The following is a 13,476-nucleotide window of genomic DNA, read 5'->3' as shown; positions in this document are numbered from 1 at the left end:
GGGCGTTGCGGTTGCCGGACGCGAGCGGCCTTGCGGCCGTTCGCGCCGCGCACGACTTAACGTGCGTTGATCGGCTTCGCTTCGCGCGGCGTGTCGCCGATGAACAGCTGACGCGGACGGCCGATCTTCTGTTCCGGATCCGCGATCATTTCGTTCCACTGTGCGATCCAGCCAACCGTACGTGCCATCGCGAAGATACACGTGAACATCGACGTCGGGATGCCCAGCGCGCGCTGGACGATACCCGAGTAGAAGTCGACGTTCGGGTACAGCTTGCGCGACACGAAGTATTCGTCTTCCAGCGCGATCTTCTCGAGCTGCATCGCGAGCTTGAACAGCGGGTCGTCGTGCAGGCCGAGTTCGTTCAGCACTTCGTAGCACGTTTCGCGCATCAGCTTCGCACGCGGGTCGTAGTTCTTGTACACGCGGTGACCGAAGCCCATCAGCTTCACGCCCGAATTCTTGTCCTTCACCTGCTTGATGAATTCGGGGATGTTGTCCGGCGAACCGATCTGCTCGAGCATGTTCAGCGCGGCTTCGTTCGCACCACCGTGCGCCGGGCCCCACAGACACGCGATACCGGCCGCGATACACGCGAACGGGTTCGCGCCCGACGAGCCGGCCAGGCGGACCGTCGACGTCGATGCGTTCTGCTCGTGGTCGGCGTGCAGAATCAGGATGCGGTCGAGTGCGCGGACGAGCACGTCGTTGACCTTGTACTCTTCGCACGGGTTCGAGAACATCATGTGCATGAAGTTCGCGCTGTACGACAGCGAGTTCTTCGGATACACGAACGGCTGGCCGATGCTGTACTTGTACGCCATCGCGACGAGCGTCGGCAGCTTCGCGATCATGCGGATCGCCGACACTTCGCGGTGACGCGGGTCGTTGATGTCGAGCGAGTCGTGGTAGAACGCGGACAGCGCGCCGACCGCGGCGACCAGGATCGCCATCGGGTGCGCGTCGCGGCGGAAGCCACGGAAGAAGAAGTGCATCTGCTCGTGCACCATCGTGTGCTTCGTGACGGTGTCGACGAATTCCTTCTTTTGCGCCGCGTTCGGCAGCTCGCCCTTCAGCAGCAGGTAGCAGGACTCGAGGAAGTCGGCGTTCTGCGCGAGGTTGTCGATCGGGTAGCCGCGGTACAGCAGTTCGCCCTTGTCGCCGTCGATGTACGTGATCGCCGAATTACAAGCTGCCGTCGACATGAAGCCCGGGTCGTACGTGAACTTGCCGGTCTGGCCGTACAGCTTGCGGATGTCGATCACGTCCGGGCCCATCGTGCCCTTGTAGATCGGCAGTTCGACGCTCGGCGAGTTGTCGCTGAACGATAGCGTGGCTTTAACATCAGACGGAGTCATGGCACATCCTCAATCGAAAATAGAAACGGGATTCGATAACGGGCACAGCGCGTTACACCTTGGCGTTACACGTTGCGCAGCATCTCCAACAGCCGGTGAATGTCCTGGCTGTCTAGGTCGCCCTCTGGTTCCTTGCGCGCGAGGAGCAAGTCCATCAGGTCGTTGTCGCTCAGATCGAGCAGGCGCGACAACGCGCCTACGTCTGCATCGGTGAGGTCATGCTCGTATCTGCTGAAGAAACGCTCGAATACGATGTCGTTTTCCAGCAGACCCCGCCGCGCGCGCCAGCGGAGGCGCGCGCGACGGTGCGGGTCGGATTGATGCGATTCGTCGCTCATCAAACTTTAAACCGCGCGGCGAACCATCAGTTCCTTGATCTTGCCGATCGCCTTCGTCGGGTTCAGGCCCTTCGGGCAAACGTCGACGCAGTTCATGATCGTGTGGCAACGGAACAGACGGTACGGGTCTTCCAGGTTGTCGAGACGCTCGCCGGTGGCGGTGTCGCGGCTATCCGCGATGAAGCGGTAAGCCTGCAGCAGGCCGGCCGGGCCGACGAACTTGTCCGGGTTCCACCAGAAGCTCGGGCACGACGTCGAGCAGCTTGCGCACAGAATGCACTCGTACACGCCGTCGAGCTCGTCGCGTTCTTCCGGCGACTGGAGGCGTTCCTTCTCCGGCGGCGGCGCGTCGTTGATCAGGTACGGCTTGATCGAGTGATACTGGTTGAAGAAGTGCGTCATGTCGACGATCAGGTCGCGCACGACGGGCAGGCCCGGCAGCGGGCGCAGCACGATCTTCTGCGGCAGGTCGTTCAGGTTCGTCAGGCACGCGAGACCGTTCTTGCCGTTGATGTTCATCGCGTCCGAACCGCACACGCCTTCGCGGCACGAACGGCGGAACGACAGCGTCTCGTCGACGGCCTTCAGCTTGACCAGTGCGTCGAGCAGCATGCGCTCATGCTGGATCTCGAGCTCGTACGTCTGCATGCGCGGTGCCGCGTCCTTGTCCGGATCGTAGCGGTAGACTTCAAAAATGCGTTTTGCCATTTCGGATTCCTTTGACTCGGCTTAGAACGTGCGCGGCTTCGGCGGCACGGAGTCGACCGTCAGCGGCTTCATTTGAACCGGCTTGTAGTCGAGGCGATCGCCTTCGCTGTACCACAGCGTGTGGCGCAGCCAGTTGTCGTCGTCGCGGTGTTCGTAATCGCTGTGCGCGTGCGCGCCGCGGCTTTCCTTGCGCGCTTCCGCCGACACCATCGTCGCGCGGGCGACTTCGATCAGGTTCTCCAGCTCGAGCGCTTCGACGCGCGCGGTGTTGAACACCTTCGACTTGTCCTTCAGGTGGATGTTTTCCACGCGGGCCTTCAGGCCGGCCATCTGGTCGACGCCTTCCTTCAGCAGCGCCGACGTGCGGAACACGCCTGCGTGCTTCTGCATCGTCGCGCGGATGTCGTTCGCGACGTCCTGCGTGTACTCGCCCGAGCTCGACTTGTCGAGCTTGTTCAGACGCGCCAGCGAGAATTCGCCTGCATCGGCCGGCAGCGGCTTGTGTTCCTTCTGGTTCTTCACGTGCTCGACGATGTGGTTGCCGGCCGCACGGCCGAACACCACGAGGTCCAGCAGCGAGTTCGTGCCGAGGCGGTTCGCGCCGTGCACGGACACGCACGAGCACTCGCCCACTGCGTAGAAGCCGTTGACCGGATCCTTGTGGCCGCGCGACGTGCCGACGACCTGACCGTGGATGTTGGTCGGGATGCCGCCCATCTGGTAGTGGATCGTCGGGACGACCGGGATCGGTTCCTTGATCGCGTCGACGTTCGCGAACTTCAGCGCGATTTCGCGGATCGACGGCAGACGCTTCATGATCGTCTCGGCGCCGATGTGCGACAGGTCGAGCAGCACGTGATCCTTGTTCGGACCGACGCCGCGACCTTCCTTGATTTCCTGGTCCATCGAACGCGACACGAAGTCACGCGGCGCCAGGTCCTTCAGCGTCGGTGCGTAGCGTTCCATGAAGCGCTCGCCGTTCGCGTTGCGCAGGATACCGCCTTCGCCGCGCACGCCTTCGGTGATCAGCACGCCCGCGCCGGCCACGCCGGTCGGGTGGAACTGCCAGAACTCCATGTCCTGCAGCGCGATGCCCGAGCGTGCAGCCATGCCGAGGCCGTCGCCGGTGTTGATGAACGCGTTGGTCGATGCCGCGAAGATCCGGCCTGCGCCGCCCGTCGCGAACAGCGTCGTCTTGCCTTCCATGATGTAGACGTCGCCCGTCTCCATCTCGAGGGCCGTCACGCCGAGCACGTCGCCGTCCGCGTCGCGGATCAGGTCGAGCGCCATCCATTCGACGAAGAACTGCGTCTTCGCCTCGACGTTCTGCTGGTACAGCGTGTGCAGCAGCGCGTGACCGGTACGGTCGGCGGCCGCGCATGCGCGCTGGACCGGCTTCTCGCCGTAGTTCGCGGTGTGGCCGCCGAACGGACGCTGGTAGATCGTGCCGTCCGCGTTACGGTCGAACGGCATGCCGAAGTGTTCCAGTTCGTACACGACGTTCGGTGCTTCGCGGCACATGAACTCGATCGCGTCCTGGTCGCCGAGCCAGTCGGAACCCTTGATCGTGTCGTAGAAGTGGAAGTGCCAGTTGTCTTCGCTCATGTTGCCGAGCGACGCGCCGATGCCGCCCTGTGCGGCCACCGTGTGCGAACGGGTCGGGAACACCTTCGACAGCACGCCGACCGACAGGCCCGCGCGCGACAGTTGCAGCGCTGCGCGCAAGCCCGAGCCGCCCGCGCCGACGATCACCACGTCGAACTTGCGGCGCGGCAGGGAAGTTTTGATTGCAGCCATTCTTTACACTCTCCAGAGAATCTGCGCGGCGTAGCCCGCACATGCGAGCAGCCAGACGATGGTCAGCGATTGCAGCAGCAGGCGCACACCGACGGGCTTCACGTAGTCCATCCAGATGTCGCGCACGCCGACCCATGCGTGGTAGAAGAGGGAAAGCAGCGTCACGAAGGTCGCGAGCTTCATCCATTGCGCGGAGAAGATCGATGCCCAGCCTTCGTACGAGAAGTCATGCGCGCCGAAGAACAGGACGAGCAGAATGACCGTGTAGACCGCCATGATCGTGGCGGTGACGCGCTGCGCGAGCCAGTCGCGCAGGCCGTAGTGAGCGCCGACGACGAGGCGCTTCGAGCCGATTCGGTTATTGGCTGCCATTTTCTTAGAATGCTCCGAACAGTTTGAGTGCCATGGCGATCGTCAGCGCGATCGAGACGACAAAGACGACGACGGCCGTCCGCTTGCCGCCTTCCTTCGAGACGGCGTCGTGGTTGACGTCCATCAGCAGGTGGCGAATGCCGGCGCAGAAATGGTGGAGGAACGCCCAGGACAGCGCGAGGACGATCAGCTTGACGACGATGTTGGAGAGGAAAGCCTTGAAGACTTCGAAGCTGAGCTCGGAGGTGAGGCTCTGGTCGAAGAGGAACAGCAGGAACGGCAGGAACAGGAACAGCAGCGCGCCGCTGACTCGGTGGAGAATCGACAATATCGCCGCCAGCGGCATGCGATATTTCAAGGTGATGTCGCCGATTCCGATGTTCCGGTATTCCGGCCTCGGCTTTCTTACTGCGTCAGTCATGCTAGACCCCTACTATGTTGTCACACTAATCCGCGATTTTAGCGCCTTTTTATATCGCGCTGCAGCGAAAGTCTGCTCTGGATCATTACGCGAACGGGAATATAGGCGGCCCGAAACGTGCTACGCGAAAATGCGAAACCCGCGTGCACGCTGCTTGTGCCGATCCGTCGTCAGCTCAAGTCATTCTGATAGTAATACCCGGTTGTGACATACCAGCCGCGCCGCACTTCCACCGGCCGGTCTCCGTATGTATAGGACACGCGCTCGACCGACAGCAACGGAAAACCCGCCGGCACGTGCAGCAGGTCGGCCACCGCCGGCTCCGCCGCCACCGCGCGGATCTTCTCCGTCGCGCGGATCATCCGCGTGCCGAATTCCGTCTCGAACATCGCGTAGAGCGGGCCCTTGTACTCGCTCAGCCGCTCGAACGTGAGCCCGCGGAACATCGCGCCCGGCAGCCAGATCTCGTCGAGCACCGTCACTTCGTTCTCGAACTCCAGCAGGCGACGCACCTGCACGACCGGATCGGCCGGCTTCAGGTCGAGCTGCCGCGCGATCTCGGCCGGCGCGCGCAGGCGCCGGCATTCGAGCAGGCGGCTCACGTGCGGATGCTCGGCGCCGTCGTCAGCCAGTAGCCGCAGGAAGCGGAACTGCGCGCGATCTTCATTGTGCGTCGCAACAAAAGTACCTTTGCCCTGCCGCCGGACCACGAGGTTTTCCGCGGCCAGTTCGTCGATCGCCTTGCGAACGGTGCCCTGGCTGACCTTGTAACGGGCAGCCAGCTCCACCTCGCTCGGGATGATCTCGCCCGGCTTCCATTCACCGGATTCGAGACTTTGCGTGATCAATGACTTGATCTGCTGGTATAACGGACTGAAGGTCGGCGACGGCGAAGCGGCCGGCGCAGGCGCCGGCACGGAATCGCCCGCGCCCGGCTGCCCTGGGCCGCCTGCGCCGGTCGGATTCGCGTTGTTCGCCTGGTTCGATGTCATGGCGCGCATTTCATCACAAACCGCGCTTTTTCGTCCACTCAAATTCCGCAAAACATCTGTCTTATATAAGACATATGATACCGTTTGACTTTGGGTCCATCGGCTCCTACACTCCGGGGCGAGCAAGGGTTCGCGGGTGCAAAATGCGTCCCCGGCTACGTGCCACGGCCGTCTCCAGGTTCACCGCGTCTGCCTTTCGCGAATCCTCCGCCCTGCTTCAATGCAACGCTACGCGTAACGCGCATAGAATGGCGTTTTGCCTAGCGTCCACCGCTTCACCCGTCCTGGAGATTTTCAATGGCTAAGCCCGCAAAGCGCGTTGCCGTCACCGGCGCCGCAGGTCAAATCGCTTACTCCCTGCTGTTCCGCATCGCGAACGGCGACCTGCTCGGCAAGGACCAGCCGGTCATCCTGCAACTGCTCGACCTCCCGCAAGCCCAAGCCGCCGTCAAAGGCGTCGTGATGGAACTCGACGATTGCGCGTTCCCGCTGCTCGCGGGCGTCGTGATCACCGACGATCCGAAGGTTGCATTCAAGGATGCAGACGTCGCGCTGCTGGTCGGTGCACGTCCGCGCTCGAAGGGCATGGAGCGCAAGGACCTGCTGTCGGCGAACGCCGAGATCTTCACGGTCCAGGGCGCTGCGCTGAACGAAGTCGCGAGCCGCGACGTGAAGGTGCTGGTCGTCGGCAACCCGGCGAACACCAACGCATACATCGCGATGAAGTCGGCACCGGATCTGCCGAAGAAGAACTTCACGGCGATGCTGCGCCTCGACCACAACCGCGCGCTGTCGCAGCTCGCCGCCAAGTCGGGCAAGCCGGTCGCGTCGATCGAGAAGCTCGCCGTGTGGGGCAACCACTCGCCGACGATGTACCCCGACTTCCGCTTCGCGACCGTCGAAGGCGAGTCGCTGCTGAAGCTGATCAACGACGACGTGTGGAACCGCGACACGTTCATCCCGACCGTCGGCAAGCGCGGCGCGGCGATCATCGAAGCGCGCGGCCTGTCGTCGGCGGCGTCGGCAGCCAACGCGGCGATCGACCACGTGCGTGACTGGGTCCTCGGCACGAACGGCAAGTGGGTCACGATGGGCATCCCGTCGGACGGCTCGTACGGCATCCCCGAAGACATCATCTACGGCGTGCCCGTCACGTGCGAAAACGGCGAGTACAAGCGCGTCGAAGGCCTCGAAATCGACGCGTTCTCGCGCGAGAAGATGGACGGCACGCTGGCCGAGCTGCTCGAAGAGCGCGACGGCGTCGCCCACCTGCTGAAGAACTAAGCAGGCTGCATGGCCGGGCCGCCTGCGGGCGGCCGGCCACGGCACGGGCGGCGGGGCTGCAGCCGGCCCCGCCGCCCGATCCGATCCGGGCACGTTTTGCCGCTCCAGGCGCCCAGCGCGCCGGCCCAGAACGTGCCCGAATCCGATTTTCTCCACGTTGCCCGCTTCCTTGACGTAGAAGAGATGTCCGCGCTCACTCCTGCACAAGTGCTGTACGACGGGGCGTCCCCGCCCGCGATCCTGCCCTGCTGCGATCACTACGCGGGCAGCGAGAAGCTGATGCGCAAGTCGCTCGCGCTCCAGGCCGAACTCGGCCCCGTGTTCGACATCACGCTCGACTGCGAGGACGGCGCGGCCGTCGGCCAGGAAGCCGCGCACGCGCAGCTCGTCGCCGAATGCCTCGGCGGCGCCGAGAACCGCTTCGGGCGGGTCGGCGTCCGCATCCACGACTTTTCCCATCCCCACTGGCGCGACGACGTGCGCATCGTGCTGCGCGCCGCGCGCGCGCCGGCCTACGTCACGCTGCCGAAAATCGCGAGCGCCGCCGACGCGGCCGAGATGGTCGCGTTCATCGAAGGCACGCGCCGCGAGCTCGGCCTCGCGCAGCCGATTCCGGTGGACGTGCTGGTCGAGACGCACGGCGCGCTCGCCCAGGCGGCCGCGCTCGCCGCGCTGCCGCTGGTCGGCACGCTGAGCTTCGGGCTGATGGACTTCGTGTCCGCGCATCACGGCGCGATTCCCGATGCGGCGATGCGCTCGCCCGGCCAGTTCGACCATCCGCTCGTGCGCCGCGCGAAGCTGGAAATCGCCGCCGCCTGCCACGCGCACGGCAAGACGCCGTCGCACAACGTGACGACGGAAGTGCGCGACATGGCCGTCGTCGCCGGCGACGCGCGACGCGCGCGCGACGAGTTCGCGTTCACGCGGATGTGGAGCATCCATCCCGCGCAGATCCGCCCGATCGTCGACGCGTTCGCGCCACGCACCGATGAAGTCGCGCTGGCCGCCGAGATCCTGCTGGCGGCGCAGGCCGCCGACTGGGGCCCGACGCGCCACGGCGATACACTGCACGATCGCGCGAGCTACCGCTATTACTGGTCGGTGCTGCGCCGCGCGCGGGCGACCGGCCAGCCGGTGCCCGTCGAGGCCGCGCCGCTGTTCGGCCCGGCCGCCGGAGACGCGCGGTGAGCGCGCGCCGACACACGAATTTCATCGAATCACCGGGGCGCGAACCCGAGACGGGTTTTGCGAAACGACAAAAAACGTAACGGAGCCCGAAAACCTGATATGTGCGCGGCCAAATAGGTGAAAATAGCGGCCGCTGCGCGCTTCCGGGGCGCGTGCAGTTTCAAACCGGCCGGCGGTGTCAGCTGCCGGCCCTTGTCAACTGATTATCGAAAGGTTCTGACTCCATGAAGAAACTCCTGATCGCTACCGCCATCGGCGCCTTGTCCGCCACGATGCTGGTGTCGGCTCCGAGCGCGTTCGCCCAGGATACGGCGACGACTGCGAAGAAGACGGCCAAGCGCCCGGCGCCGGCCAAGCGCATCGTTCCGCGCAGCAAGAAGGCGCAGGCGCGTGCCGCGGCCAAGGTCGATCCGGTACCGGACGGCGCGGCCAAGTGGTCGTGCAAGGACGGCCTGTCGTTCGACCTCGCCGGCGACATGAAGCGTGACCAGGTCGTCACGGTTCACTGGGCGAAGAAGAACTACAAGCTGCCGCGTCAGGCCACGACGACGGGCGCCGACACGTTCTACGATCCGGCCGCGGGCTTCAAGCTGGTCGTGATCCCGAGCAAGGCGATGCTGTTCAGCGACGCGAACGGCGGCGAGCGTCTCGCCGACGAATGCGTGACGCCGGAAATGGCGCAAGGCACGCCGGCTCCGACGCAATCGAACGAGCTGAAGCCGGCAACGAACTAAGCGCGCTCTCCCGAGCTCCTCGATGTCCGCCTCGGTCTCCAACGTCCGCCCCGCTCCGGATACGGTACTCGTCGATATCGTCGACTACGTGCTGAACACCGGCATCGACAGCGCGCTCGCGCTGGAGACGGCGCGTCATTGCCTGATCGACACGCTCGGATGCGGACTCGAGGCGCTGTCCTACCCGGCCTGCACCAAGCTGCTCGGCCCCGTCGTGCCCGGCACGATCGTGCCGAACGGCGCGAAGGTGCCCGGCACGTCCTTCCAGCTCGATCCCGTCCAGGCCGCTTTCGACCTCGGCGCGATGATCCGCTGGCTGGACTTCAACGACACCTGGCTCGCCGCCGAATGGGGTCATCCGTCCGACAACCTCGGCGGGATCCTGGCGACGGCCGACTGGCTGTCCCGCACGGCCGTCGCGGCCGGCAGGAAGCCGCTTGCGATGCGCGACGTGCTCGTCGCGATGATCCAGGCCCACGAGATCCAGGGCTGCCTCGCACTCGAGAATTCATTCAACGCGGTCGGGCTCGACCACGTGCTGCTCGTGAAAGTGGCGTCGACGGCCGTCGTCGGCCGCCTGCTCGGGCTCACGCGCGACGAGCTGATCAACGCGGTATCCAACGCATTCGTCGACGGCCACGCGCTGCGCACCTACCGCCACGCGCCGAACACCGGTTCGCGCAAGTCGTGGGCGGCCGGCGACGCGACGTCCCGCGCGGTGCGCCTCGCGCTGATCGCGAAAACGGGTGAAATGGGCTACCCGTCGGCGCTCACCGCGAAAACCTGGGGCTTCTACGAAGTGCTGTTCGACGGCAAGCCGTTCCGCTTCCAGCGCCCGTACGGCACGTACGTGATGGAAAACGTGCTGTTCAAGATCGCGTTCCCCGCCGAATTCCATGCGCAGACGGCCGCCGAGGCCGCGCTGCAGCTGCACGCGCAGCTCGCCGCGGCGGGCCGCACGACCGACGAGATCAGCCGGATCACGATCCGCACGCACGCGGCCGCGATCCGCATCATCGACAAGCAGGGCCCGCTCGCCAATCCGGCCGATCGCGACCACTGCATCCAGTACATGGTCGCCGTGCCGCTGCTGTTCGGCCGGCTGACCGCGGCCGATTACGAAGACGCGGTCGCCGCCGATCCGCGCATCGACGCGCTGCGCGCGAAAACCGTGTGCGTCGAGGATCCGCAGTTCACGAAGGATTACCATGACCCGGCCAAGCGGTCGATCGCGAATGCGCTGACGATCGAATTCGCGGACGGGTCCACGCTTGCCGAAGTAGCGGTCGAATACCCGATCGGCCATCAGCGACGCCGTGCGGACGGCATCCCGCTCCTGGTCGAGAAGTTCCGGACCAACCTCGCCCGCCGTTTCCCGGCAAAGCAGCAACAAGCGATTCTCGACGTGTCGCTGGACCAGGCAAAGCTCGAAGCGATGCCGGTCGATGAGTACGTCGACTTGTATGTGATATAGCCGTCATCTACAGGACTCTTTGTTTCCTAGCCTTAAACCCAGGAAAATCACCATGGCCCACAATCTCCACAAGACCCTCAAGGAATTCGACAGCGGTTCCGGCAAAGGCAAGTTCTACTCGCTGCCGCAGCTCGGCAAGGAACTGAAGACGAAGATCGAGCGCCTGCCGGTGTCGATCCGTATCGTGCTCGAGTCCGTGCTGCGCAACTACGACGGCAAGAAGATCACCGAAGAACACATCGAGCAGCTCGCGAACTGGCAGCCGACCGCGAAGCGCGTCGACGAGATTCCCTTCGTCGTGTCGCGCGTGGTGCTGCAGGACTTCACGGGCGTGCCGCTGCTCGCCGACATCGCGGCCATGCGCGGCGTCGCGGAGCGTTCGGGCAAGAATCCGAAGAAGATCGAGCCGCTGGTCCCGGTCGATCTCGTCGTCGACCACTCGGTCCAGATCGACTACTTCCGCCAGAAGGACGCGCTCGACCTGAACATGAAGCTGGAATTCCAGCGCAACAACGAGCGCTACCAGTTCATGAAGTGGGGCATGCAGGCGTTCGACACGTTCAAGGTCGTGCCGCCGGGCGTCGGCATCGTCCACCAGGTGAACCTCGAATATCTCGCGCGCGGCGTCCACAAGAAGACGGACGGCGGCGACACCGTGTACTACCCGGATACCCTCGTCGGCACGGACAGCCACACGACGATGATCAACGGCATCGGCGTGGTCGGCTGGGGCGTGGGCGGCATCGAGGCTGAAGCCGGCATGCTCGGCCAGCCGGTGTACTTCCTGACGCCGGACGTCGTCGGCGTCGAGCTGAAGGGCAAGCTGCGCGAAGGCGTGACGGCCACCGACCTGGTGCTGACGATCACCGAAATGCTGCGCAAGGAAAAGGTCGTCGGCAAGTTCGTCGAGTTCTTCGGCGAAGGCACGAAGTCGCTGTCGCTGCCGGACCGCGCGACGATCGGCAACATGGCGCCGGAATACGGCGCGACGATGGGCTTCTTCCCGGTCGACGAAAAGACCATCGAATACTTCGAAGGCACGGGCCGCACGAAGGCGGAAATCGCCGCGTTCGAGAACTACTTCAAGGCACAGAAGCTGTTCGGCATTCCGAAGGCCGGCGACATCGACTACACGAAGACGGTCACGCTGGATCTTGCAACCGTCGCCCCGTCGCTGGCCGGCCCGAAGCGCCCGCAGGACCGCATCGAGATCGGCAACGTCAAGTCGACGTTCACCGAGCTGTTCTCGAAGCCGGTCGCGGAAAACGGCTTCGCGAAGAAGGCGGACGACCTGGGCACGCAGTACACGACGAGCAACGGCGTCGACGTGAAGAACGGCGACGTGCTGATCGCCGCGATCACGTCGTGCACGAACACGTCGAACCCGAGCGTGCTGCTGGCTGCCGGCCTGCTCGCGAAGAAGGCCGTCGAAGCCGGCCTGACCGTCGCACCGCACATCAAGACCTCGCTCGCGCCGGGATCGCGCATCGTCACCGAATACCTGACGAAGACGGGCCTGCTGCCCTACCTCGCGAAGCTCGGCTTCGAAGTCGCCGCCTACGGCTGCACGACCTGTATCGGCAACGCGGGCGACCTGACGCCGGAACTGAACGAAGCGATCACGAAGAACGACATCGTCGCGGCAGCCGTGCTGTCGGGCAACCGTAACTTCGAAGCGCGCATCCACCCGAACATCCGCGCGAACTTCCTCGCGTCGCCGCCGCTGGTCGTCGCCTACGCGATCGCCGGCAACATCACGCGCGACCTGATGACCGAGCCGGTCGGCAAGGGCAAGGACGGCTACGACATCTACCTCGGCGACATCTGGCCGACGAGCGAGGAAATCCACGCGCTGCTCAAGTTCGCGCTCGACCCGAAGAAGTTCGAGGACAACTACTCGAAGCTGACCAAGAAGGGCGACCTCTGGAGCAAGATCGAGGGCGAGACGGGCCAGGTCTACGACTGGCCGAAGTCGACCTACATCGCGGAGCCGCCGTTCTTCGGCAACGACTTCTCGATGGAGCCGGCCGATTCGATCCCGACGGTCAAGGGCGCGCGCGCGCTGGGCATCTTCGGTGACTCGGTCACGACCGACCACATCAGCCCGGCAGGCTCGATCAAGGAAGACTCGCCGGCAGGCAAGTGGCTGAAGGAGAACGGCGTGCAGAAGGCCGACTTCAACAGCTACGGTTCGCGCCGCGGCAACCACGACGTGATGATGCGCGGCACGTTCGCGAACGTCCGGATCAAGAACCTGATGATCCCGGCGAAGGCGGACGGCACGCGCGTCGAAGGCGGCCTGACGATTCACCAGCCGAGCGGCGAACAGCTGTCGATCTACGATGCGGCGATGAAGTACGTCGACGCCGACACGCCGACCGTCGTGTTCGCGGGCGAAGAGTACGGCACGGGCTCGTCGCGCGACTGGGCCGCGAAGGGCACGCAGCTGCTCGGCGTGAAGGCCGTGATCGCACGCAGCTTCGAGCGGATCCACCGCTCGAACCTCGTCGGCATGGGCGTGCTGCCGCTGCAGTTCAAGGGCGCGGACAGCATCCAGTCGCTCGGCATCACCGGCGAAGAGACCTACGACATCGAAGGCCTCGGCGACGACTTCAAGCCGCAGCAGGACGTCACGCTCGTGATTCACCGCAAGAACGGCGAAACGACCCGCGTGCCGGTGCTGCTGCGCATCGATACGCCGATCGAAGTCGACTACTACAAGCACGGCGGTATCCTGCCGTTCGTGCTGCGCTCGCTGCTCGCAGCGTAAGCGTCCTGCTTTTGCAGGTGCCGCAGCCGCCTCGCGGCGG

12 protein-coding genes are annotated in these 13,476 nt (G+C 64.7%); 5 read left to right on the top strand and 7 right to left on the bottom strand.

The features are described from left to right. Positions 1-56: 56 nt before the first annotated feature. The 7 genes from gltA to U4012_RS16550 all read right to left on the bottom strand — a co-directional run bounded on the left by gltA (position 57) and on the right by U4012_RS16550 (position 5,995). Positions 57-1,358, bottom strand: a complete 1,302-nt coding sequence (gene gltA / locus U4012_RS16580) for a citrate synthase (RefSeq protein WP_014899964.1) — start codon at positions 1,356-1,358, stop codon at positions 57-59. Between the two features lie 65 nt (positions 1,359-1,423). Next, positions 1,424-1,696, bottom strand: a complete 273-nt coding sequence (locus U4012_RS16575) for a succinate dehydrogenase assembly factor 2 (RefSeq protein WP_321799995.1) — start codon at positions 1,694-1,696, stop codon at positions 1,424-1,426. Positions 1,697-1,702: 6 nt separating this feature from the next. Then, entirely contained in the window at positions 1,703-2,404 is a 702-nt protein-coding gene (locus tag U4012_RS16570) for a succinate dehydrogenase iron-sulfur subunit (protein ID WP_011658352.1), read from the bottom strand. Between the two features lie 21 nt (positions 2,405-2,425). Then, positions 2,426-4,201, bottom strand: a complete 1,776-nt coding sequence (sdhA, locus tag U4012_RS16565; protein ID WP_044843800.1) for a succinate dehydrogenase flavoprotein subunit — start codon at positions 4,199-4,201, stop codon at positions 2,426-2,428. A gap of 3 nt (positions 4,202-4,204) precedes the next feature. Then, positions 4,205-4,573: a succinate dehydrogenase, hydrophobic membrane anchor protein gene (gene sdhD, locus U4012_RS16560; protein WP_006399546.1), complete on the bottom strand. Its 369-nt coding sequence runs from the start codon at positions 4,571-4,573 to the stop codon at positions 4,205-4,207. A gap of 4 nt (positions 4,574-4,577) precedes the next feature. Further along, positions 4,578-4,994 (bottom strand): succinate dehydrogenase, cytochrome b556 subunit, encoded by a 417-nt coding sequence (sdhC, locus tag U4012_RS16555; RefSeq protein ID WP_012365678.1) that lies wholly within the window; start codon positions 4,992-4,994, stop codon positions 4,578-4,580. Positions 4,995-5,164: 170 nt separating this feature from the next. Next, entirely contained in the window at positions 5,165-5,995 is an 831-nt protein-coding gene (locus U4012_RS16550; protein WP_082088449.1) for a GntR family transcriptional regulator, read from the bottom strand. Positions 5,996-6,283: 288 nt separating this feature from the next. Between U4012_RS16550 and U4012_RS16545 the strand changes: the two genes are divergently transcribed. The 5 genes from U4012_RS16545 (at position 6,284) to acnA (ending at position 13,436) form a co-directional block, all read left to right on the top strand. Further along, positions 6,284-7,270: a malate dehydrogenase gene (locus U4012_RS16545; RefSeq protein WP_044843799.1), complete on the top strand. Its 987-nt coding sequence runs from the start codon at positions 6,284-6,286 to the stop codon at positions 7,268-7,270. A 183-nt stretch (positions 7,271-7,453) separates the two neighbouring features. After that, complete coding sequence (locus U4012_RS16540) at positions 7,454-8,458, top strand: HpcH/HpaI aldolase/citrate lyase family protein (RefSeq protein WP_321799989.1); 1,005 nt, start codon at positions 7,454-7,456, stop codon at positions 8,456-8,458. 224 nt (positions 8,459-8,682) lie between these two features. Beyond that, on the top strand, positions 8,683-9,192 hold the full coding sequence (locus U4012_RS16535; protein ID WP_044845313.1) for a hypothetical protein: 510 nt from the start codon (positions 8,683-8,685) through the stop codon (positions 9,190-9,192). A gap of 22 nt (positions 9,193-9,214) precedes the next feature. Continuing rightward, positions 9,215-10,666 (top strand): bifunctional 2-methylcitrate dehydratase/aconitate hydratase, encoded by a 1,452-nt coding sequence (locus U4012_RS16530; protein WP_321799987.1) that lies wholly within the window; start codon positions 9,215-9,217, stop codon positions 10,664-10,666. Between the two features lie 52 nt (positions 10,667-10,718). Continuing rightward, positions 10,719-13,436: an aconitate hydratase AcnA gene (acnA, locus tag U4012_RS16525; RefSeq protein ID WP_257774885.1), complete on the top strand. Its 2,718-nt coding sequence runs from the start codon at positions 10,719-10,721 to the stop codon at positions 13,434-13,436. Positions 13,437-13,476 lie beyond the last annotated feature (40 nt).

The organism is Burkholderia sp. BCC1988, assembly GCF_905339895.1.
Taxonomy (GTDB): domain Bacteria; phylum Pseudomonadota; class Gammaproteobacteria; order Burkholderiales; family Burkholderiaceae; genus Burkholderia.
The sequence above is the reverse complement of the archived record's forward strand: the minus strand, read 5'-3'. Positions and strand labels throughout refer to the sequence as shown.

Excerpts from the sequence above, each read along its gene's own strand:
- sdhA (WP_044843800.1), bottom strand. The coding sequence starts at position 4,201 with ATGGCTGCAATCAAAACTTCCCTGCCGCGCCGCAAGTTCGACGTGGTG.
- U4012_RS16530 (WP_321799987.1), top strand. The coding sequence starts at position 9,215 with ATGTCCGCCTCGGTCTCCAACGTCCGCCCCGCTCCGGATACGGTACTC.
- U4012_RS16575 (WP_321799995.1), bottom strand. The coding sequence starts at position 1,696 with ATGAGCGACGAATCGCATCAATCCGACCCGCACCGTCGCGCGCGCCTC.
- sdhC (WP_012365678.1), bottom strand. The coding sequence starts at position 4,994 with ATGACTGACGCAGTAAGAAAGCCGAGGCCGGAATACCGGAACATCGGA.
- U4012_RS16545 (WP_044843799.1), top strand. The coding sequence starts at position 6,284 with ATGGCTAAGCCCGCAAAGCGCGTTGCCGTCACCGGCGCCGCAGGTCAA.
- acnA (WP_257774885.1), top strand. The coding sequence starts at position 10,719 with ATGGCCCACAATCTCCACAAGACCCTCAAGGAATTCGACAGCGGTTCC.
- gltA (WP_014899964.1), bottom strand. The coding sequence starts at position 1,358 with ATGACTCCGTCTGATGTTAAAGCCACGCTATCGTTCAGCGACAACTCG.
- sdhD (WP_006399546.1), bottom strand. The coding sequence starts at position 4,573 with ATGGCAGCCAATAACCGAATCGGCTCGAAGCGCCTCGTCGTCGGCGCT.
- U4012_RS16570 (WP_011658352.1), bottom strand. The coding sequence starts at position 2,404 with ATGGCAAAACGCATTTTTGAAGTCTACCGCTACGATCCGGACAAGGAC.
- U4012_RS16550 (WP_082088449.1), bottom strand. The coding sequence starts at position 5,995 with ATGCGCGCCATGACATCGAACCAGGCGAACAACGCGAATCCGACCGGC.
- U4012_RS16535 (WP_044845313.1), top strand. The coding sequence starts at position 8,683 with ATGAAGAAACTCCTGATCGCTACCGCCATCGGCGCCTTGTCCGCCACG.
- U4012_RS16540 (WP_321799989.1), top strand. The coding sequence starts at position 7,454 with ATGTCCGCGCTCACTCCTGCACAAGTGCTGTACGACGGGGCGTCCCCG.